We start from the raw sequence: 19,578 nt of genomic DNA on the forward strand, positions 1-19,578 counted from the left end.
AACATGACCAGTACCGAACGCCCCGTACGTCACTGTGGCGCGATGGCCGTCCATCGCCGATTGCTGACCGAATCCGCGGCCTACCGCAGCGCCCGCGCCGAACTCGAGAACGCGACCATTCGTCTGGTGAGCCTGGAACGCACGAGCACCGAGGTGGCCACCATTCCGGTTGTCGTGCACGTCGTGCACCGGATTCAGGCCGAGGACATCTCGGACGAACAGATCCGCAGCCAGATCGATGTCCTCAACCTCGACTATCGAGCCACCAATCCGGATGTCTCAACGGTTCCCGACGTCTTCGCCGACCTCGTCGCCGACGCCCGCGTGCAGTTCGAACTCGCGACCGTCGACCCCGACGGAAAGCCGACGGACGGCATCACGCGGACCAAGACAACCCGCAAGGACTTCACCGCAGACGACGCCGTCAAGTCTTCGGCCACGCGCGGCGCAGACGCATGGCCGACCGACCGCTACCTCAACATCTGGGTGTGCCGACTGGCCGGCGGGCTGCTGGGTTATGCGCAATTCCCCGGCGGACCCGCCGACACCGACGGCGTGGTCATCACCTACACCGCATTCGGCACTCTGGGTACCGCAAAGGAGCCATTTCACCTGGGCCGCACCGCGACTCACGAGGTAGGCCACTATCTGAACCTCTTTCACATCTGGGGCGACGACGGCAGCGGTTGCGGCGGAACCGACGAGGTCGATGACACACCGAACCAGGGGTCGGAGAACACCGGCAAACCGACCTTTCCCAAGCTGAGCTGTTCCAATGGACCCAACGGTGATCTGTTCATGGACTACATGGACTATGTCGACGATGATGTGATGGTGATGTTCACCACCGGCCAAGTCGCACGGATGCGTGCCTGCCTGGACGACGCGCGCAAAGCACTCTGGACGGGCGCCTGAGGCACCCATGGACGGGTTGAACCAGCGGTGGTGGCACTCCTTCGAGGAGGATCACGACCACGTTCGCGTCTACCGGCCGGATGGTTACGATTTCCCGGCGGCCCGCGGACGCCGCGGCATCGAACTCCATGACGACGGCAGTGTCACCGAGTTCGCCCTCGGGCGCGGTGACGCACCCGAGGCGCACGAGGCGACGTGGTCGGCCGACGCCGACCTCGAGAAGCTGCATATCCACGATGGTTCGGGCGCCATTCGGACCATGCGTCTGGTTCACCTGAGCCCCGAACGGCTCGAACTCGACGTCGGAGAGAGCACATGAGAAACCCGGATACGCTCCCGACAACACCGGTCCTGCATTCATGCCGACAGTCCAGGGGTCGTCGGATCGACGTCGAACTCGCGCACCCCGTGGTCACCGCGCGTGAACGCGACGAGTTCACCACGCAGCTCCTGGGACAGTTGTCGCGCGAGAAGTACCAAGACACGGTCGACACACTCACCGCCCCGCCGACCCGCCATTCGACCCGCCCCGAGTTCACCGCGACACTCTCGGCCGCAGCGGATGTGTTCACCTCGCTCGGGTATACCGTGACCCGCCAGCCGTTCTCGATTCCCGGCGGAGGCGACACAGTGAACTGCATAGCCGATCGCCGGGGGTCGTCGTCGGGTGAACGCGGACTCACGCTGATCACCGCTCATCTGGACTCCGTCAACCGAGGTGGCGCTGCGCTACCGGCTCCCGGTGCCGACGACAACGCGAGCGGCTCGGCGGGCGTGCTCGAACTCGCGCGGGTCCTGTCCACCGAGACCTGGTCCGGCGACCTGCGTCTGATCCTTTTCGGCGGCGAGGAGCAGGGCCTGTTAGGGAGCATCCACCATGTGCGGCAGTTGGACCCGCACGACCGCGCGCGGATAACCGCCGTCATCAACATGGACATGATCGCGCGGCGCAACACAGCGGACCCCGGCGTCATGGTCGAAGGCGGCGAACCCTCGCGAGATCTGATCGACGAACTCGTGGTGGCCGCGGCCACGTGGACCGACCTCGCCGTCACCACCTCCCTCAACCCGTTCGCCAGCGATCACGTCCCCTTCATCGACGCCGGACTGCCCGCCGTGCTCACCATCGAGGCCGACGATTCCGCGAACACCGATGTCCACACCGAGCACGATGTCGTCGCGAAGCTCGACCCCGATCTCGCGATCGAGATCCTTCGCATGAACCTCGCGGTCGCCGCCGGCCATCTGCGCTGATTCGAAGAGTGTGGTGACCAACGCTCTGAACTGGGTAAATACGACCCTGTCGTCGTTTGATCGGAGGTGCGACGGGCACCCTGTGTCTTGTTGGAGGATCTGTGTGCTGCAGCACACAGGTGAGCCGATTCGACACAGGGTGTGGCCAGAGCGAAGAGTTCGGTGACTAGCGCTCTGACCTGCACATAAGCGTCCACCACCCCACCGCTCTCTGAGGTGCCCGAGGCGCCGGCCGAGGGATACCTCGAAGGGCAGGCGAACGGGCCACGTCAGCGAGCCACCGGACCACGGAAAGTAGGGGAAGGTTCTTCCCCTACTTTCTGCCCCTGCTTGTTGAGTCGCCCGCGAGAAAACTCGCGGGGAAGACTCCAGGGATAGGGGACGAGTTTCTTCCCCTACTTTTCGTGGATCATCGTCGCCGCGCCGCGCTCCACGGCCCTCTTCCCGCCTCCACGATCGCCGCCGCAGGCGGCGGGTGGGCCGCTGACTCGAAAAGTTAGGTGACCGCCGCGCTGACCTGGGTAAACGCGGCGGACCGAGTGGTGTCGGGGCTGCAGAAAACAGGGTCTCGCGAGTAGCGGCTTCGAGGCTCGTCGCGCCTCAGCGGCAAAAGTGGAGGTCCTCCCGAGATCCACGATTATCCGTCGGCCGCATCCAACCGCTCGGCGACGTCGGCCGGGAAACCGCCGGTGGCCACCGGCCCCCAGCGCGTCGGGGTGATCCGGATGAGCGATTTGTTCTGCAGTCGCATCGCCGCTCGATACTCGTCCCAGTCGGAGTGCTCGCCCGCGATGCTGCGGAAGTAGTCGACCAGGGCGTCTTCGGCGTCGGGCATGTGCAGAACCTCAGCGTCTCCGTCGACCTGAACCCACCCGCCGTTCCATTCATCGGACAGCACGCACACACTCACCTTTGGGTTGCGCTGGGCGTTTCGGGTCTTCGCGCGGTTCGGGTAGGTCGCGATAACCAGGCGCCCATCGTCGTCGACGCCGCCGGAGACCGGCGATAGTTGAGGGCTTCCGTCGGCGCGAAAAGTGCTGAGCAGCATACGATGTCGGGGTCGGACGAAGTCCAGCAGTTCAGCGAGGTCGACGGTTTCTGAGGTTGCGACGGTGCGAGCCATGCTCTCCACGCTACGCGGCCGCGCATCGCGATCGATCACAAGAAATCTCGGCAAAACCTGAATCACTCCAGAAAACGATGGCATACTGACCGACATGCCCTCAGCAGCCGAGTACGCGGATCTCTTGCGTACCGCAGGTCTGCGCGTGACCCGACCACGCGTCGCGGTGATGGGCGCCGTACACGACCACCCCCACGCCGACACCGACACGATCTGCGGCGCCGCCCGCGCGCATCTCCCCGACGTGTCGCTACAGGCGATCTACGACGTACTCGGTGCCCTCACCACTGCCGGCCTGATCCGGCGCATCCAACCGGCGGGACATGTCGCCCGGTATGAGGCACGAGTCGGCGACAACCATCACCACGTCGTCTGCCGCAATTGCGGCGCCATCGGCGATGTGGACTGCGCGGTAGGCGACGCACCCTGCCTCACCGCATCCCATGACCACGGCTTTGTCCTCGATGAGGCCGAAGTCGTCTACTGGGGCCTGTGCCCCAGTTGTTCGGTAACCGTCAACACTTCGGGATCACAACCGTGATCACAGCCCGAATCACCAACTCCCGAAAGGAAAGTCAAAACCATGGCTGACGAAACCCCCGACCATCCCCCGATCGGAGAAGCGCAGACGGAGGCAGGCGAAAGCGGTTGTCCGATGCACATCAGGCCACCCGTCGAGGGCGGTGGCAACCAGCAGTGGTGGCCCGATCGTCTCAACCTGCGCATCCTCGCTCACAATCCCGACGTCATCCGGCCGCGTGACGCCGACTTCGACTACGACGCCGAACTCGAGAATCTCGATGCGAACGCGCTCGTGGCCGACCTCAAGGCGCTCATGAAGGACTCACAGCCCTGGTGGCCCGCCGACTTCGGCCACTACGGCCCCTTCTTCATCCGGATGTCCTGGCACGCAGCGGGTACCTACCGCGTCGAGGACGGCCGCGGTGGCGCAGGCACTGGAATGCAGCGTTTCGCCCCGCTGAACTCGTGGCCGGACAACGTGAGCCTGGACAAGGCGCGACGGCTGCTGTGGCCGGTGAAGAAGAAGTACGGCAAGGCACTGTCGTGGTCGGACCTGTTGGTGCTGGCCGGCAACGTGGCGATCGAGGACATGGGCCTGCCCACCAAGGGATTCGCGTTCGGCCGGCCCGACGAATGGGAGCCCGAAGAGGTGTACTGGGGTGCCGAATCCACGTGGCTGGGCACCAACCTGCGCTACTCCGGCGAGCGCAACCTGGAGAAGCCACTGGCCGCCACCACCATGGGTCTCATCTACGTGAACCCGGAGGGTCCCAACGCCAGCGCCGACTATCTCGCGGCCGCACAGGACATCCGCGACACCTTCGGCCGGATGGCGATGAACGACGTCGAGACCGCAGCGTTGATCGTCGGCGGCCACACGTTCGGCAAGACACACGGCAACGGTGACGCCGAACTGCTCGGCCCCGAGCCCGAGGCCGCGGGAATCGAAGAGATGGGTCTGGGCTGGATCAACCCGCAGGGCACCGGCAGCGGCAACGACGCCATCACCAGTGGCCTCGAGGTCACCTGGACGCACACGCCCACCAAGTGGGACAACTCGTTCCTGGAGATCCTCTACAGCAACGAGTGGGAGATGTACCACAGCCCGGCCGGTGCCCAGCAGTGGCGCCCGAAGGACAACGGCTGGGCGAACTCGGTGCCGATGGCGCAGGGCGATGGCAAGACGCATCCGGCGATGCTCACCACTGACCTCACCATGCGGTTCGATCCGGCGTTCGGCGAGATCACCCGGCGCTGGCTCGACCATCCGGAAGAACTCGCCGAGGAGTTCTCCAAGGCGTGGTTCAAACTGCTGCATCGCGACATGGGTCCGGCCATCCGTTATCGCGGTCCGCTCGTGCCGACCGAGACCTACGTCTGGCAGGACAACGTTCCCGCCCAGGACGGTGCGGTCATCTCCGATGCGGACATCGATTCGCTGAAGGCTCAGATCCTCGCCTCGGGACTGACTGTCGCACAATTGGTCTCGACGGCGTGGGCCGCCGCATCGACGTTCCGCGGCAGCGACTTCCGTGGTGGCGCGAACGGCGGGCGCATCCGTCTGCAGCCGCAGGTCGGGTGGGAGGTCAACCAGCCCGATGAACTGCGGCAGGTGATCTCGGCGCTGGAAGGCATCGCCGATTCCTTCAACGCAGAGGGCGGCACCAAGGTGTCGTTTGCCGACCTCGTGGTTCTCGGTGGTGTCGCCGCCATCGAGAAGGCCGCCGGAGACGCCGGACTCGATGTGTCGGTGCCTTTCACGCCCGGTCGTACCGACTCGACGCAGGAGTCGATCGACGCCGACTCGTTCGCTCACCTCGAGCCCAAGTACGACGGTTTCCGCAACTACGAGGGCAAGGGCAATGAGCTCTCCGCGGAGTACAACCTGGTCGACAAGGCGAACCTGCTGACGCTGTCGGCACCGGAGATGACCGTCCTCGTCGGTGGCCTTCGCGTGCTGGGAGCCAATTACCAGGCCTCGACGCACGGCGTGCTGACCGACAAGCCGGGACAGCTGACGAACGACTTCTTCGTCAACATTCTCGACATGGCCACCTCGTGGAAGCCGTCGCCGGCCGATGACGGGACCTACGTGGGCACCGACCTCGCGTCGGGCGAGCAGAAGTGGACCGGCACCCGCGCCGACCTGGTGTTCGGGTCGAACTCGGAACTCCGCGCACTCGCCGAGGTGTACGCCGAGGACGACGCCAAGGAGAAGTTCGTGTCGGACTTCATCGCCGCCTGGGACAAGGTGATGACGCTGGACCGCTACGACCTCGCCTGATCCAACCGCCTGATCCAACCGCCTGATCCACCTGGTAGACAACGACGCCCCGCGACCACGTCGCGGGGCGTCGTTGTATCCGGCGCGATCGGCGTTCGATGATTAAGCTGGCGATTTCTCCCCGTACAGCACGGAGAACGCAGCCACCCACAGTGAGGATCACGCAATGACGAGCTCACAACACCGATCACTCGGGCACATTCGGCTGACCTCGCACAGCGGCGGATTCGACGCCCCTGCCGTCGAGTGGGGTGCGCCGACCGCATCGCAGCGTGGTCCGATCATCGGCACCACCGGCACCCGCGCACACCGCAACGTCATCGGCACGCATAGCGGCTCCTACAGTGTCTATCGGGCGCTCGCGGTGGCCGCCGGGGCGTTGTCCCGCGATCACCGCGCCGACCTCACCAACACCTCGCCCACCGACCTCATCGGCCCGTATCCACAGTGGGGTGACGGTAATGCGATCGTCAGCCTCGACCCATGGGGTGCGGGCGTCGCCGAGTACTTCCCCGCCGCGATCGCCGACGGCTACGACATCCGGCCCACCATCGCGGTGACCAAGGCCCATGTCATTCTGCCCGAGGTCACCGAGGCCATCGGCAAGGGGCGACTGGTCCCCGATGGCACGGTGCTGCTCGACAACGGCGCTGCGCTCGTGACCAAGGCCGCGGTCGAACCGGTGTGGCACCTCCCGGGCGTCGCGGCCCGATTCGGTTGCAGCGAAGCCGAACTGCGCCGCGTCCTGTTCGAGGAGACCGGCGGCATGTACCCCGAACTCGTCACGCGAGCCGACCTCGAGGTGTTCCTGCCGCCGATCGGCGGCCAGACGATCTACATCTTCGGCGACCCCCGCGACCTGGCCAACCCCGCCGTCGAACTCACCGCCCGGGTACATGACGAGTGCAACGGCTCGGACGTGTTCGGCTCCGACATCTGTACATGCCGTCCATATCTCACTCACGCCATCGAGGAGTGCATCCAGGGCACCCAGCGTGGCGGCGTGGGCCTGGTGGCCTACTCCCGCAAGGAGGGCCGGGCACTGGGTGAGGTCACCAAGTTCCTCGTCTACAACGCGCGGAAACGACAAGAGGGTGGCGACACCGCCGACCAGTACTTCGCGCGCACCGAATGCGTGGCGGGTGTGCAGGACATGCGATTCCAGGAGTTGATGCCCGACGTTCTGCACTGGCTGGGCATCACCAAGATCCATCGACTCGTGTCGATGAGCAACATGAAGTACGACGCGATCACCGGATCGGGCATCGAGGTCGGCGAGCGGGTCAACATCCCCGATGAACTGGTCCCGGCCGATGCTCGTGTGGAGATCGACGCGAAGATGGCGGCCGGGTACTTCACTCCTGGTCCGGTCCCCGATGCCGACGAGTTGCGCAAGGTCAAGGGCCGGAGGCTGGGGTGATGGGGGCCGTCAACACCGACGTCCATATCGGTCTGCCGACCGCGGTCACCACGTTGCGGTCCACGACCGCGATTCGGCAACGGTCGGGCCAGTTGCTCGAGCGCGCACGCCAGGGCGATTCCCCGTGGTTCATCGTGCAGGACAACATGATTCCCGATGCCGCCGCGTTGGTTGCCGCGACAACCCGACAACGGTATCCCGACCTCGACATTCCCTTCCACAGCCGATGGCGTCACTTCGAAGCGGGTGGGATCGATCGCCTTGCCGGCGTCGGTGACGCGCTCGGGACCGACGCGGTCGATCATGCGCGAGCCCAGATCGACCTCGCGCTCGTGAGTGTGCTGCTCGACGCCGGCGCAGGAGCACAATGGCAGTTTCGGGAGCCGTCGACCGGGCTCGTGCTGCAGCGATCCGAAGGTCTCGGCGTCGCCAGTTGGCATGCATTCTTCGGCGGCCTCTTCTCCGGTGATCCCCGTCGACCCCACCAGGTCGACGCCGACGGCCTGGCAGCGCTCACGGTGGATGGTCTCGGCAACGCCTTCCAGGTCACCGCGGACAACCCGCTCGTCGGCCTCGCAGGTCGGGTGGAACTGCTTCACCGACTCGGGACCGCGATGGCCGCACAACCCGAGACATTCGGCACCACCGCGCGACCGGCCGGGCTCTATGATCGTCTCCGTGCGTCGATGGACGGAACGATTGCCGCCCATGACATCTTGGTCGCGATCCTCGACACACTGGGATCCGTCTGGCCGGCCGACAACGTGCTCGACGGCCACCACCTCGGCGACTGCTGGCACCACCGTGCGGTCAGCGGCACCGGTGACACAGCGGGCTGGATGCCCTTCCACAAACTCTCCCAATGGCTCACGTATTCGCTTCTCGAACCCATTGGCTGGTCAGGCATCGACGTGACCGGGCTCGATGCGCTCACCGGACTGCCGGAGTACCGCAACGGCGGTCTCCTGCTGGACACCGGTGTGCTGCGACTGCGCGACGACGACTGGTCCGCACAACAGTGGCGGGTCGGCGACGAGCTCATCGTGGAGTGGCGTGCACTCACCGTCGCTCTGCTCGATGAACTCGCCGATCATGTGCGCGGCGCTCTCGACCAGACCGCGGAGCAGATGCCGCTCGCCTGCGTACTCGAAGGCGGCACCTGGGCGACCGGCCGTGAGCTGGCAGAGAGCCTGAGGAGCGGCCTGCCACCGATCTCGATCATCAGCGACGGGACGGTCTTCTGACATGACCATCGAGTCGACCACCCACTTGGCAGCGACGCCGAGGAAGGACGCAATGGGCAGCGTGACCGTCATCGATCATCCTCTCGTACAGCACAAGCTGACACTGATGCGACGAAAAGAGACTTCCACCAACGACTTCCGACGTCTGCTCAACGAGATCTCCATGCTCATGGCCTACGACGTCCTGCACGACATCCCCATGCACGAGATCACCATCGACACGCCTCTCGAGACCACCACGGCCAGCGTGATCGACGGCAAGAAGCTGGTCTTCGCCGCCGTGCTGCGCGCAGGCACCGGAATTGCCGACGGAATGCTGTCGGTGGTCCCGGGCGCACGCGTCGGGCATATCGGGCTGTACCGCGACCCGAAGACCATGGTGGTGGTCGAGTACTACTTCAAGATGCCCAGCGATCTGCACGAACGTGACGTGGTGATCGTCGATCCCCTGCTCGCGACCGGCCACTCCGCGGTGGCGGCCGTCGATCGCATCAGCGAGCACGGACCGAAGTCGATCAAGTTCGTCTGCCTGCTCGCGGCGCCGGAGGGCATCGACGTCCTGCACGGTGCACATCCGGACGTCCCCATCTACACTGCCGCCGTCGACCGCGGGCTCGACGACAACGGTTTCATCCGGCCGGGACTCGGGGATGCAGGCGATCGGATCTTCGGCACGGCGTGACGGCCAGACAACAGGTCACCTCACCAGGGGCTGATGGGGCTCGCTCCTGGCCGGGGACACCCGTCACGCACAATGGCGCCATGACCGAATCAGTCGCGTTCGTCGATCGACTCGAACGTGTGCAGGTACCGCTCTATCTGATGGCCATCGTCGTCGGGGTGCTGGTGGGACTCGCGGCGCCGAGGTTCACCGAATCGCTGGACGTGGCCATCAATCCGTTGCTCGCGGCACTGCTGTTCGTGACGTTTCTGCAGATTCCGGTTGCCGACCTGGCAAAGTTGCTGCGCGACAAGCGATTCCTCGGCGCGATCGTCGTCGTGAACTTCGCCGTCGTACCACTGGTCGTCTTCGGACTGTCGCAATTCCTTCCCGACGACCTCGCCATCCAGATCGGCGTGCTGCTCGTGCTGCTGTGCCCGTGCGTGGACTATGTGGTCGTGTTCACGGGTCTGGCCGGCGGATCCGCGAGCCGCCTGCTCGCGGCGACTCCCCTGCTCCTGATCATGCAGATGCTGCTCACTCCGCTCTACCTGCTCGCATTTCTGGGGCACGACGCGGTGGACGTGGTTGAACTCGAGCCGTTCGTCGAGGCGTTCGTCCTCCTGATCGTGATACCGCTGGCGTTGGCCTGGGCGACCCAGGCGTGGGCCTCGCGGGCCCGTCCAGGTGCGGTCTTCACGAAAGGCGCCACGGCGACGATGGTTCCGCTCATGATGGCGGTGCTCGCCGTCGTGACCTGTTCGCAGATTCCCCGCGTCGACGAGAACTTCGGTGATCTGGTCGCGATCATGCCGATCTATGCAGCGTTCCTGATCGTCATGGCGTTTGCGGGCATTGCCGTGGCACGCGCCTTCGGCCTCGACGTGGCATCGACCCGGGCCGTGGTGTTCTCGGGAGCCACCCGCAACTCACTGGTGGTGCTGCCGCTCGCGCTCGCACTGCCCGCCGGGTTCGAGGTTGCCGCCGCGGCAGTGGTGACCCAGACCCTGGTGGAACTCATCGGGATGGTCGCCTACGTGTGGCTGATCCCGGTCCTGCTTCCCGAAATCACCACGAGCGCTTGACCGCTCGTGTCACTTGTGTGGGACATCGGCACTGAGGCCCCCGTCCATCACGAACTCGGCACCCGTCGCATACGACGACTCGTCACTCGCGAGGAACACCACGAAGGTCGACACTTCGCTCGACTCGGCTGCCCGCCCCAGCGGCACCTTGACCATGTCCTCGGGCAGCCCCTCGGTCATCGGTGTCCGGATCAGGCCGGGATGGATCGAGTTGACCCGAATGTTGTGTGGCGCAAGCTCCAAGGCCGCCGACTTCGCCAGGCCGCGCACACCCCACTTGGACGCCACATACCCGTGTGCCCAAGGGCTTCCGCGCAGACCCTCCACCGACGACACATTGATGATCGATCCGCCGCCCGCAGCGATCATCGGGTCGGCGACGGTCTGGATACCGATGAAGGTTCCGGTGAGGTTGACGTCGAGGATCTGGCGCCACTTGTCGAGCCGGAACTTCTGCACGGTGGAGCCGTTCACGATGCCGGCGTTGTTCACGAGCACATTGACCTTGCCGAAGTCGTCGACCGCCGTCGCGACCGCCGCCTGCCAGTCCTCGGGCGAGGTGACATCGAGATGCACATAGCGCGCCGCATCACCGAGTTCGTCGGCGAGAGCTTTGCCCTCATCGTCGAGGATGTCGCCGATCACCACCTTCGCACCTTCGGCCACGAGCGCCCGGGCATGCTCGGCACCCATCCCCCGTGAGCCACCGGTGATCACTGCAACTTTGTCGTCTACGCGTCCCATGGCGAGCAAGAGTACAGCGGTCAGAGCCAAATGAGAACACGTTCTACCGAAGTCGGGGCAAACGTGCTCTACTGATATGGACAGAAGTCCGGACAGCTGTACACCTGACCTCGGTCTTCCGGTCAAACGAGTGCAAGGAGGCACCTCTTCATGTCCGTCGCCACCCCGATTCGTGTCGGCCTCGTCGGCACCGGCAACGCTGGTCGACTCGCCCTGCGTCAGCTCATCGCGGATCCCCGATTCGAACTGACCGCCGTCGGCGTCTCCACCGCCACGAAGGTCGGACAAGACGCAGGCATCCTGGCGGGCGTGGACACCGTCACGGGAGTGCAAGCCACCGAAGGCCTCGACGGCGTGATCGCGTCGAATCCCGACTGTGTTGTGTACTGCGCCATGGGCGACACGCGTCCGATCGAGTCCTTCGACGACGTGCGGCGCCTCCTCGCCGCGGGTATCGATGTGGTCGGGTCGGCCCCCGGTACGTTGCAGTTTCCATGGGGCGTGATGCCGCAGAAGGCGATCACCAAGCTCGAGACGGTGGCGCGCGACAACGACACGAGCATCTTCATCACCGGCGTCGACCCGGGCTTCGCGAACGACCTGATTCCCTTCGCCTTCGCCAGTACGTGTCAGCGGATCGAGCAGATCAGGTGCATGGAGATTGCCGACTACGCGACGTATGACGGCGCAACCGTGATGTTCGACGTGATGGGTTTCGGCAAACCGCTCGACGAAACTCCGATGCTGTTCCTTCCGGGTGTCCTCGGCCTCGCGTGGGGAACCACCATTCGCCAGCTCGCCGCCGGTCTCGGGGTGGAGGTGGACGAGATCGAGGAGATCCACGAAAGTGAGCCCGCTCCTGAGGAATTCGAGATCGCTGCGGGCACGATTGCCAGGGGGAGCCGCGCCGCGGTGCGGTTCGAGATCATCGGCAAGGTGGACGGCAAACCCGTCATCGTCATCGAACACGTCAACCGCTTGCGCGAGGATCTGCGCCCCGACTGGGCGCAGCCCGCGCAACCCGGCGGGTGCTATCGCGTCGAGATCGTCGGCGAACCGAATTATCGGGTCGACATCTGCCCGACCAGCGAGCATGGCGACCACAATCACGCGGCAATCGTGGCAGCAGCGGGCCGGATCGTGAATGCCATCCCCGCGATCATCGACGCCCCCGCCGGGATCCGCACCACCGCCGACCTTCCGTTGGTCACCGGCAACTACACAGGTTGACCCGAGAACTCGAGTTGAATTGGAGAAGGCGAGTGCTGCAGCACTCGCCTTCTCCCATTCGGCGCCGGTTTGTCGCGGGTGCCGGCGAGTCCCGCCGGCCGAAAGGGCAAGAACGGTCGGGCCTGCGCGGCCGTTCGAGTCGCATACTCGATGCATGACGCCACCACCGCACGACCGGCTGCGCGAGCTCCTCGACGCTGTCCTCGCCGACGGCAACGACAGTCTCGACGAGATGGCGCGCGACGCGTACTCGTCGTCATTTCACTTCAGCCGCCAGGTGAATCGTGGCGCGGGTGAATCGCCGGTTGCATTGCGCCGGCGGGTGTTGCTCGAACGGGCAGCATGGGGGTTGCAGCGCGAAGAGTCGGTCACCGATGTCGCATTCGCGGCCGGTTACGAATCCGTCGACGGCTTCGCACGCGCCTTCACTCGTGCATATGGCCACAGTCCGAGCCGCATTCCCCCACTCGGCGAGCGCGGCCACTGGCTCGACGCGCCCAACGGCATCCACTTCCATTCCCCGACAGTGCTGTACGTCGACAACGGCACCGCGGTGACCGAGGGTGCCGGGAACGTCACCATGATGATGGTCCGACACGACCTCGACGACACCGCGATACTGCTCGACGCAGCGAAGGCTCTCGACGACACCGAGTACCGACGCAAGCGTCTGCCGGAACATCGTGTGCTCGCCTGGAGCGGACCTGAAGAACGACTGTGCGAGGTCATGTTTCACCTCGTCAGCGACAAGGCTCCGTGGTTGTCGAGTATCGAGGGTAGCGCGATGTCGACCGACACCCGTGACGATGTCGCAGCACTCACCGACCTCCATGAAGACATCGCTGCACGCTGGCTCGCCCTGATCCGGGACATCGACCGCCGTGGCGCATGGCAGGACCGTATCGTCGACGCCCTGTGCGAACCACCCGAGTCGTTCCTGCTGTCGCAGATCGTCGCCCACGTGCTGACGTTTTCCGCACACCGACGACAACTCGTCCGCTGGATGCTGCACGACGCAGGGGTCGACGTCTCCGGACTCGATCCAGACCCGATCATGTGGCACCGCAAGCAATCCGGAGGGTTCCGATGACGGCCGGGCCGCGTTGATCCGTAGCGTTTGACCATTCGGTGAGGTCAGCCCTCACCCACGGACTTGCGGAGTTGCTCGGAAACCCTGCCGCGCGCCCATTTCGGGAGTATGAAGATGCCCTCCGCCTCGGCGCAGACCCCGTCGGCGGTGCTCAGAGTCCCGGTCACGATCGACTTGACCCCCTCCACCCGATCAAGGCTGGCCTGGACCCGCACCTCGCCCAGCGGCGTGCCGCGAACGTAGCGGATGGTCAGGGTCCCGGTCATGCCCGGCGACCCGGCATGCTCGGCAGCCGAACCCAACACCTGGTCGAGGATCATGGCGATCACCCCGCCGTGCACCAGTCCCGCCGGCCCCTCGTACTGTGGGCCTAGCGCGAATTCTGCCCAGCTGCAATCGGTTTCGTGAACGAGCTCCACCGGAGGAGCTAACGGGTTCCGCTCCCCCACCACCGCGTTTCCCCAGGCCCGCTTGGTCGAGTCGGAGTTGAATCGAACCCCGAACGACCCGGGCAGTCGTCGGGCGGACAGGATCGCGGTGGCGGCCTCGATGTGACGCTGCGCGTCGTCGATCGCTGCGTCGTCGACGTCGGTGACGACGGTTGCCGACACGAGATCGCGAACTCGATCGGCAAGCGCTCGCGCTGTGTCGGTGCGGTGCCGCAACTCCTCCGGATCGATGTCCTCCTGGATATAGCCGCTCATACGGGCACTCCTCGTCGCCTCGAGCCGTATCACGCCGACTCACCAACGTCACTGACTCACCAAACCTCACTCGGTTGTAACAGGCCTTCTCGATCGACCGCGCGGGCGGTCCACCCATATGTAGGTCGCCATAGTGCGCCGGGTAGTCTCAGCCGCATGAGTGAACACGCGTGGAAAGCGTTCGAGGTCTCCGTTGCCGACCACATCGCCGAAGTCGCCCTGACCGGGCCGGGCAAGGGCAACGCCATGGGCCCGGACTTCTGGAGCGAGTTGCCTCAACTGTTCGGACAGCTCGACGCCGACGACGACGTCCGCGCGGTCATCCTCACCGGCTCTGGACGACACTTCTCGTACGGACTCGACCTCGTCGCCATGGGCGGCACGTTGTCGTCGGTGCTCGCCGACGGAGCCAAGGCGCGACCGCGGACCGAGTTCCTCGACAGCTTGCGCGGACTGCAGAACGCGATCACCGCGGTCGCCGACTGCCGCAAGCCGGTGATCGCCGCGATCTCCGGGTGGTGCATCGGTGGTGGTGTGGACCTCATCGCCGCTGCTGACATCCGGTATGCCAGCGCCGACGCCAGGTTCAGCGTTCGTGAGGTCAAGGTCGGCATGGTCGCCGACGTCGGCAGTTTGGCGCGTCTGCCGCTCATCCTCAACGACGGCCACCTGCGCGAACTGGCACTGACCGGCAAGGACATCGACGCTGCTCGCGCCGAGAAGATCGGACTCGTCAACGACGTGGCCGACGACCAGGACGCGGTTCTCGCGCTCGCCCGGGAGACCGCCGCCCAGATCGCCACGAATCCGCCCCTGGTGGTGCACGGCATCAAGGCGGTGCTCGACCACACGCGCAGTGCCGCCGTCCATGACAGCCTGCGCTATGTCGCGGCGTGGAACTCGGCATTCCTGCCGAGCAACGATCTGACCGAGGCCATCACCGCAGTCTTCGAGAAGCGCGCACCCGAGTTCACCGGCGAGTAACGCCGCTCAGGTGGGTTCCGCCGGCCGCAGTCGAAACACCGGGATTCGCCGGTCGGTGCGTTGCTCGTAGAGGTCGAAATTCGGCCATACCGCCCGCAACAGTTGCCATGCCTGTTCGCGGTCGGGGCCGTCGAGTTCGGTCGGAACCGCAGTCCAGGATCGTCGGTGCCTCGAGATCTCGACGGTGTCGGCGGCCCGCACGTTGAACACCCACTGCGGCATCTTCGGACCACCGAAGTACGACCCGGCGATCACCCAGTCGTCCCCGTCGGGTACCGCGAGCAGACGAGTCGTCCGGACGACCCCGCTCGATCTGCCGACGACCTCCATGGTGATGTTCGGCAAGGTGGCGATGTCGAGCAATCCCACACGATGCCCGGTGAGCTTCTGTAAAGCGCTGTCACACTTGACGATCTGCGGAAGATAAGTGGGCATCCACGGAATTGATCCGATCTTCACCGCGGTGGCGCGCAACGGGTTCACGGATACCAGTCTGGCATGCGCACGACCGACCGCTGGTCAACCCGACGTTCCACAGCGACTGCCTCCTGTGGATGGAGTTCTCGGGTTGGCGCCCTCGGGCCGTGAGGATCTGTCCATGACATTCACCGAACACACCCCGATTCCGCACATCGACACCGTCACCGAGCCGTTCCACGGCACCGAACAGCTTCGTCAACGTTGGCGAGCTCTGATGGGACCTCTGGGTTTCTCCGAGCGCCTGCTCTGGTTCGTGTTCGTCGACGACGACTGCCGGATCATTCCGGCCGCCAACAAGCTCGACCTGCCCGCCACGCCCGACGCCCGGCTCGCCGACCTCCTGATGAACCGATTGGGCGAGATCGCAACCGTCGACGGATCGGTGTCGGTGGCGTGTTTGCTGACGCGGCCCGGCGTCGACGGGATCAGCACGAGCGACGAGGGTTGGGCGCACATGCTGGCCGAGGCCGGCGCCCGCCATCGCGTGTCCTTGCATCCGATCCACCGCGCCAACGACGCGACCCTCGTGACGATGCCGAAGACGATCAGCGAGGTGGCCTGACACGCTAGCGTCGAGCCATGACTGCAGGCTCGCGCATCATCATCGACGCCGGGCAGACGGGCACGCGCGTACGTGTACACAGGTCCGACGGTCACGACGATCATGATGCCGAGCCGGTGTACACCGATCGGCCCGTCGTGGAGCAGGTCGCCGCCATCGCGCGAACGGTGCTGGCACCCTCGTCGGGCCCGGTGTCGGCACTCGCAGCGGGTGTATCGGGTCTGACACCCGATTACGCACGGCCGGATTCGCTACTCGCGATGGTGTCGGACCTCGGGATCACCGCCGTCGTCCTTGCACATGACTCGGTGTCGGCATATCTCGCCGCGAACCGCTTCGCCGACGGTGTGACCTGCGCGGTCGGCACCGGGGTCGTCGCACTCGGCGTCGGGCCGGCGGGCACGTGGCGCGTCGACGGCTGGGGTCACCTTGTCGGCGATGCCGGGAGCGCGTATTGGATCGGACGGGCGGGGATCGACGCCGCGTTGCGATCGTTCGACGGTCGGACTGAACCCTCACCGCTCGAGGACAGCGCGGTCGAGACCTTCGGGCCGCTGCCCGAGTTGTACATGAGCCTGCAGGGGGCGCCGGACCGGGTGGCGCGCATCGCCGGCTTCGCCACGCAGGTCGACGACGCGGCACGCGGCGGCGATGCGACGGCCATCGACATCTGTCGCCGGGCCGCCGCCGAACTGGCGACCTCCGCGTCGGCCGCACTGCACCGAAGCGGATGGTCGTCCGGGCGGGATGCACGGATCAGCTGGATGGGAAATGTGCTGTCGCACAACGACCTCATCCGCGAGACATTTGCCGACGAGATGATCCGGCGAGCACCCGGCGCCACCGTTGGCGCCCCGCTGGGCACCAGTCTCGATGGCGTCGACCTACTACTGGCGCTTCCTCCCGAACATGCCCTCACCGCGTCCGTTGCGCGGGCTGCAGCTCAGTGGTCCTGTCCATGAACGAACAGCACCACTCAGGACCCGGCAGTGTAGGTCGGCGGGTTCTGCGTGAGGTCCACCTTGCCGCTCATGTAGTCGCTCGACGTCGTGTTGCGCGGAGCGTCGTCGTAGGTGGGCACATAGGTGAGTCCCCACTCGACGATGCCCGACACCCTCACCTTGAGGTCGTTGTCGTAACCCAGGCTGGCATCGAGGCGCGACAGGTCGGTGGGCTTGGTCCAGCGGACGGTACCGGGCTTGGCGCTCGAGTAGGACTCCTGCTCGCAACCCGGCTTGTCGATGGATGCATCCATCTGACGCGATCCCTCGCAGTTGGTGAGGTAGGTGTTGACCGCGTTCGAGACGGCTGTCTTTCCGGATTCGCTCAGCGTCGCCTTGACCTCGGTACTGCTGATCGAGACGTAGCCCTCAGGTCCGAGCGGGAAATCGCCCGAGGCGGGGTTGCTCACGGCGATGTACTGGTTCTTCGAACCCCACACCAGCGGGCCCGGGAAGACGTACACCTTGCTGTCGTTCGAGACATCGACCCCGAACAACGTCGGCTGCGGAATCCGGAGGTAGGTGGTGTTGATCTCCAGCGCACCGTTGGTCAGCTGCCACTCGCCACCGGACTTGCTGACCAGGATGTCGACGTCGGCGTTCTTGGTGCCGAACTTGTACGTCGCCTTGACCAGGCCGCCGTTGCTGTCGAACACCTTGATGTCGGTGATCTTCGCGATGTCCTGCTGGCGCTTGAGTACCTCGTTGGTCAGCAGTGTGGTGGTCGGCGGGGTCTTGACCACGCTGAGTGCCTTCTCGGCGTCACCGTCGGCAAGAGCGTGCAGGTAGGTGCTGACCGCTTCCTTGGCCGACCCGGCTTTGTCCTCGCCGCCGCCGAGCACGAGGACCAGGGTCACCACGACCAGAACGACCACAACCAGCGCTGCCACGCCACCGATGATCAAGCCCAGCATCTTCTTGTTGGACTTGGGCGGCGGTGGGGGCCCGGCGGGCGGACCGAAACCGGGGCCTGCGACACCATGAGTGGCGGTGGCCGCGTATTGCTGTCCGGCCGGATACTGGGGAGCCGTCGGGTACTGCTGGGTCGGACCCGCGTTCGGGTACCCGGGCTGCGGTTGGCCGGGTACACCGGATGGACCGTACCCGCCGTCGACCGGCTGGAATCCGCCGCCGTATCCACCTGAATTCGTCATGCCACACTCCCCCTCGCAATCAGCAATCGTGCCACGATAACTGACGCGTACCTCCCCTTCACCTCGGCACCCCCCGACCGAATGACGGCGGGCGTGTCACGCGAGCGATGCTCGCTATCCCTCGGTGAACAAGGGTGGCTTCGCGGTCAGATCAACAGAGCCGACGAGGTAGTCGTCGTTGACCGCGGTCCGTGTTGTGTCGGCGGCGTAGGACGGGGTGTAGGTCGCTTGCCAGGACACCGCTCCCGCCACATCGACCGTCGTCACCGACGCGGTCGAAAGTGTCCGGAACAATCCGGTCGTATCGCTGGGCGCAGTCCACCGCACCGTGCCGGGCACGGCCGAACGATTGAGGTGCTGCCGGCACCCCGGTCGGTCCACCGCGGCATCCGGTTCTCGAGAACCCGCGCAATAGGTGAGATGACGTTGCACGGCCTCGCTGACGGCGGCATGCCCGGCGGCCGTGAGCTCCGGATCGAGGCGAACGGTCGACGGTGGTTGCGGTCCCACTGGAAATGGCTGGCCGTCAGCATCTTTCGCGCCCACGTAGGGATCTCTGCTGCCCCACTCGCGAGGTCCGGGATAGACGTACACCGGCACGTTCGCGGTGATCTCGGTGCCGAAGAGCGTCGGGTGCGGAACACGCGTGGGGGCCACACGTAGTTCGAGCACACCGTCGGACACCAGCCAGCCGCCGCCGGCCGCCACCGTACGGAAACCGACCTCCGCGAGGCGATCGCCGATGCGGTAGCGAGCGCTTACGACGCCGTCGGACACTGGTTCGGACACCTCGATGTCGGTGATCGGGGCGAGGTCACGCTGTCGGCGCAGCACGTCGCCGCCGAGCAGCGCAGTCGACGGGGCGGGCGTCGTCACCGCGCGGGCCCGGTCGGCGTCGGCGTCGGCCAGCGCCTGCAGGTAGCTCTGTACCGCATCGCGCGGCGAGCGCGGCATCCCGTCGGATCGCTGATCGTCCCTGGTCACGAGCACGAGGGTGATGACCAGAGCCAGCACCACAAGAACCGTGACACCGATTGCGATCCCGAGAACGACGGGCCTCGAACCGACAAACCACCGACCCCGTCGCGATGCGACAGGGTCGGTGGTCGGTGGGATCTCGG

General features: G+C 65.6%; 20 protein-coding genes. 14 read left to right on the forward strand and 6 right to left on the reverse strand.

Annotated features, from left to right (window positions below):
* The first annotated feature begins 3 nt into the window (after positions 1 to 3).
* The 3 genes from MKW15_RS08255 to MKW15_RS08265 are packed head-to-tail and all read left to right on the forward strand — an operon-like array spanning position 4 to position 2,169.
* The gene (locus tag MKW15_RS08255) at positions 4 to 915 is read left to right on the forward strand and encodes a zinc metalloprotease (RefSeq protein ID WP_240857115.1); all 912 of its coding nucleotides are present in this window, start codon (positions 4 to 6) and stop codon (positions 913 to 915) included.
* Positions 916 to 922: 7 nt separating this feature from the next.
* Positions 923 to 1,234 carry a hypothetical protein gene (locus tag MKW15_RS08260; protein WP_240857116.1) on the forward strand — a complete coding sequence of 104 codons (312 nt, stop codon included), beginning with the start codon at positions 923 to 925 and terminating at the stop codon, positions 1,232 to 1,234.
* Positions 1,231 to 2,169, forward strand: a complete 939-nt coding sequence (locus MKW15_RS08265) for a M28 family metallopeptidase (protein WP_240857117.1) — start codon at positions 1,231 to 1,233, stop codon at positions 2,167 to 2,169. The genes MKW15_RS08260 and MKW15_RS08265 overlap by 4 nt, the downstream gene beginning before the upstream one ends.
* A 637-nt stretch (positions 2,170 to 2,806) precedes the next feature.
* Here MKW15_RS08265 and MKW15_RS08270 read toward each other — a convergent pair.
* Entirely contained in the window at positions 2,807 to 3,292 is a 486-nt protein-coding gene (locus MKW15_RS08270) for a PPOX class F420-dependent oxidoreductase (RefSeq protein WP_240857118.1), read from the reverse strand.
* 94 nt (positions 3,293 to 3,386) lie between these two features.
* Between MKW15_RS08270 and MKW15_RS08275 the strand changes: the two genes are divergently transcribed.
* The 6 genes from MKW15_RS08275 to MKW15_RS08300 all read left to right on the forward strand — a co-directional run bounded on the left by MKW15_RS08275 (position 3,387) and on the right by MKW15_RS08300 (position 10,508).
* Positions 3,387 to 3,833: a Fur family transcriptional regulator gene (locus MKW15_RS08275; RefSeq protein WP_240857119.1), complete on the forward strand. Its 447-nt coding sequence runs from the start codon at positions 3,387 to 3,389 to the stop codon at positions 3,831 to 3,833.
* 42 nt (positions 3,834 to 3,875) lie between these two features.
* The gene (gene katG / locus MKW15_RS08280; protein ID WP_240857120.1) at positions 3,876 to 6,098 is read left to right on the forward strand and encodes a catalase/peroxidase HPI; all 2,223 of its coding nucleotides are present in this window, start codon (positions 3,876 to 3,878) and stop codon (positions 6,096 to 6,098) included.
* A gap of 166 nt (positions 6,099 to 6,264) precedes the next feature.
* Positions 6,265 to 7,518 carry a GTP cyclohydrolase II gene (locus MKW15_RS08285; protein WP_240857121.1) on the forward strand — a complete coding sequence of 418 codons (1,254 nt, stop codon included), beginning with the start codon at positions 6,265 to 6,267 and terminating at the stop codon, positions 7,516 to 7,518.
* A complete protein-coding gene (locus MKW15_RS08290) occupies positions 7,518 to 8,762 on the forward strand; it encodes a URC4/urg3 family protein (protein ID WP_240857122.1) in 1,245 nt (414 codons plus the stop codon). Before MKW15_RS08285 ends, MKW15_RS08290 begins: the two co-directional genes overlap by 1 nt.
* Positions 8,763 to 8,814: 52 nt before the next feature.
* On the forward strand, positions 8,815 to 9,444 hold the full coding sequence (gene upp / locus MKW15_RS08295) for a uracil phosphoribosyltransferase (RefSeq protein ID WP_240857200.1): 630 nt from the start codon (positions 8,815 to 8,817) through the stop codon (positions 9,442 to 9,444).
* A gap of 80 nt (positions 9,445 to 9,524) precedes the next feature.
* A complete protein-coding gene (locus tag MKW15_RS08300) occupies positions 9,525 to 10,508 on the forward strand; it encodes an arsenic resistance protein (RefSeq protein ID WP_240857123.1) in 984 nt (327 codons plus the stop codon).
* Positions 10,509 to 10,517: 9 nt separating this feature from the next.
* On the opposite strand, the gene MKW15_RS08305 is transcribed toward MKW15_RS08300, so the two are convergent.
* Positions 10,518 to 11,252 carry a glucose 1-dehydrogenase gene (locus MKW15_RS08305; RefSeq protein ID WP_240857124.1) on the reverse strand — a complete coding sequence of 245 codons (735 nt, stop codon included), beginning with the start codon at positions 11,250 to 11,252 and terminating at the stop codon, positions 10,518 to 10,520.
* A gap of 150 nt (positions 11,253 to 11,402) precedes the next feature.
* Between MKW15_RS08305 and MKW15_RS08310 the strand changes: the two genes are divergently transcribed.
* Both MKW15_RS08310 and MKW15_RS08315 read left to right on the forward strand, forming a co-directional pair.
* Entirely contained in the window at positions 11,403 to 12,482 is a 1,080-nt protein-coding gene (locus MKW15_RS08310; protein ID WP_240857125.1) for an NAD(P)H-dependent amine dehydrogenase family protein, read from the forward strand.
* 154 nt (positions 12,483 to 12,636) lie between these two features.
* On the forward strand, positions 12,637 to 13,572 hold the full coding sequence (locus tag MKW15_RS08315; protein ID WP_240857126.1) for a helix-turn-helix domain-containing protein: 936 nt from the start codon (positions 12,637 to 12,639) through the stop codon (positions 13,570 to 13,572).
* 44 nt (positions 13,573 to 13,616) lie between these two features.
* Here the strand turns inward: MKW15_RS08315 and MKW15_RS08320 are convergent, their stop codons facing one another.
* A complete protein-coding gene (locus MKW15_RS08320) occupies positions 13,617 to 14,276 on the reverse strand; it encodes a PaaI family thioesterase (RefSeq protein WP_240857127.1) in 660 nt (219 codons plus the stop codon).
* A gap of 156 nt (positions 14,277 to 14,432) precedes the next feature.
* Between MKW15_RS08320 and MKW15_RS08325 the strand changes: the two genes are divergently transcribed.
* The gene (locus tag MKW15_RS08325) at positions 14,433 to 15,260 is read left to right on the forward strand and encodes a crotonase/enoyl-CoA hydratase family protein (protein ID WP_240857128.1); all 828 of its coding nucleotides are present in this window, start codon (positions 14,433 to 14,435) and stop codon (positions 15,258 to 15,260) included.
* Between the two features lie 6 nt (positions 15,261 to 15,266).
* Here the strand turns inward: MKW15_RS08325 and MKW15_RS08330 are convergent, their stop codons facing one another.
* Positions 15,267 to 15,743, reverse strand: coding sequence for a nitroreductase family deazaflavin-dependent oxidoreductase (locus MKW15_RS08330; protein WP_240857129.1), 477 nt, complete (start codon positions 15,741 to 15,743; stop codon positions 15,267 to 15,269).
* Positions 15,744 to 15,858: 115 nt separating this feature from the next.
* Here MKW15_RS08330 and MKW15_RS08335 point away from each other — a divergent pair, with 115 nt between their 5' ends.
* Both MKW15_RS08335 and MKW15_RS08340 read left to right on the forward strand, forming a co-directional pair.
* Positions 15,859 to 16,302 (forward strand): hypothetical protein, encoded by a 444-nt coding sequence (locus tag MKW15_RS08335; RefSeq protein ID WP_240857130.1) that lies wholly within the window; start codon positions 15,859 to 15,861, stop codon positions 16,300 to 16,302.
* Between the two features lie 17 nt (positions 16,303 to 16,319).
* Positions 16,320 to 17,264 (forward strand): N-acetylglucosamine kinase, encoded by a 945-nt coding sequence (locus MKW15_RS08340; RefSeq protein ID WP_240857131.1) that lies wholly within the window; start codon positions 16,320 to 16,322, stop codon positions 17,262 to 17,264.
* A 14-nt stretch (positions 17,265 to 17,278) separates the two neighbouring features.
* Here MKW15_RS08340 and MKW15_RS08345 read toward each other — a convergent pair whose 3' ends face one another.
* Positions 17,279 to 18,457 carry a hypothetical protein gene (locus MKW15_RS08345; RefSeq protein ID WP_240857132.1) on the reverse strand — a complete coding sequence of 393 codons (1,179 nt, stop codon included), beginning with the start codon at positions 18,455 to 18,457 and terminating at the stop codon, positions 17,279 to 17,281.
* Positions 18,458 to 18,571: 114 nt separating this feature from the next.
* The gene (locus MKW15_RS08350; RefSeq protein WP_240857133.1) at positions 18,572 to 19,441 is read right to left on the reverse strand and encodes a hypothetical protein; all 870 of its coding nucleotides are present in this window, start codon (positions 19,439 to 19,441) and stop codon (positions 18,572 to 18,574) included.
* Positions 19,442 to 19,578 lie beyond the last annotated feature (137 nt).

Source organism: Gordonia gummivorans, assembly GCF_022513585.1.
Lineage (GTDB): Bacteria > Actinomycetota > Actinomycetes > Mycobacteriales > Mycobacteriaceae > Gordonia.

Coding starts and splice junctions, on each gene's coding strand:
- MKW15_RS08255 (WP_240857115.1), top strand. CDS start 4: ATGACCAGTACCGAACGCCCCGTACGTCACTGTGGCGCGATGGCCGTC.
- MKW15_RS08260 (WP_240857116.1), top strand. CDS start 923: ATGGACGGGTTGAACCAGCGGTGGTGGCACTCCTTCGAGGAGGATCAC.
- MKW15_RS08265 (WP_240857117.1), top strand. CDS start 1,231: ATGAGAAACCCGGATACGCTCCCGACAACACCGGTCCTGCATTCATGC.
- MKW15_RS08270 (WP_240857118.1), bottom strand. CDS start 3,292: ATGGCTCGCACCGTCGCAACCTCAGAAACCGTCGACCTCGCTGAACTG.
- MKW15_RS08275 (WP_240857119.1), top strand. CDS start 3,387: ATGCCCTCAGCAGCCGAGTACGCGGATCTCTTGCGTACCGCAGGTCTG.
- katG (WP_240857120.1), top strand. CDS start 3,876: ATGGCTGACGAAACCCCCGACCATCCCCCGATCGGAGAAGCGCAGACG.
- MKW15_RS08285 (WP_240857121.1), top strand. CDS start 6,265: ATGACGAGCTCACAACACCGATCACTCGGGCACATTCGGCTGACCTCG.
- MKW15_RS08290 (WP_240857122.1), top strand. CDS start 7,518: ATGGGGGCCGTCAACACCGACGTCCATATCGGTCTGCCGACCGCGGTC.
- upp (WP_240857200.1), top strand. CDS start 8,815: ATGGGCAGCGTGACCGTCATCGATCATCCTCTCGTACAGCACAAGCTG.
- MKW15_RS08300 (WP_240857123.1), top strand. CDS start 9,525: ATGACCGAATCAGTCGCGTTCGTCGATCGACTCGAACGTGTGCAGGTA.
- MKW15_RS08305 (WP_240857124.1), bottom strand. CDS start 11,252: ATGGGACGCGTAGACGACAAAGTTGCAGTGATCACCGGTGGCTCACGG.
- MKW15_RS08310 (WP_240857125.1), top strand. CDS start 11,403: ATGTCCGTCGCCACCCCGATTCGTGTCGGCCTCGTCGGCACCGGCAAC.
- MKW15_RS08315 (WP_240857126.1), top strand. CDS start 12,637: ATGACGCCACCACCGCACGACCGGCTGCGCGAGCTCCTCGACGCTGTC.
- MKW15_RS08320 (WP_240857127.1), bottom strand. CDS start 14,276: ATGAGCGGCTATATCCAGGAGGACATCGATCCGGAGGAGTTGCGGCAC.
- MKW15_RS08325 (WP_240857128.1), top strand. CDS start 14,433: ATGAGTGAACACGCGTGGAAAGCGTTCGAGGTCTCCGTTGCCGACCAC.
- MKW15_RS08335 (WP_240857130.1), top strand. CDS start 15,859: ATGACATTCACCGAACACACCCCGATTCCGCACATCGACACCGTCACC.
- MKW15_RS08340 (WP_240857131.1), top strand. CDS start 16,320: ATGACTGCAGGCTCGCGCATCATCATCGACGCCGGGCAGACGGGCACG.
- MKW15_RS08345 (WP_240857132.1), bottom strand. CDS start 18,457: ATGACGAATTCAGGTGGATACGGCGGCGGATTCCAGCCGGTCGACGGC.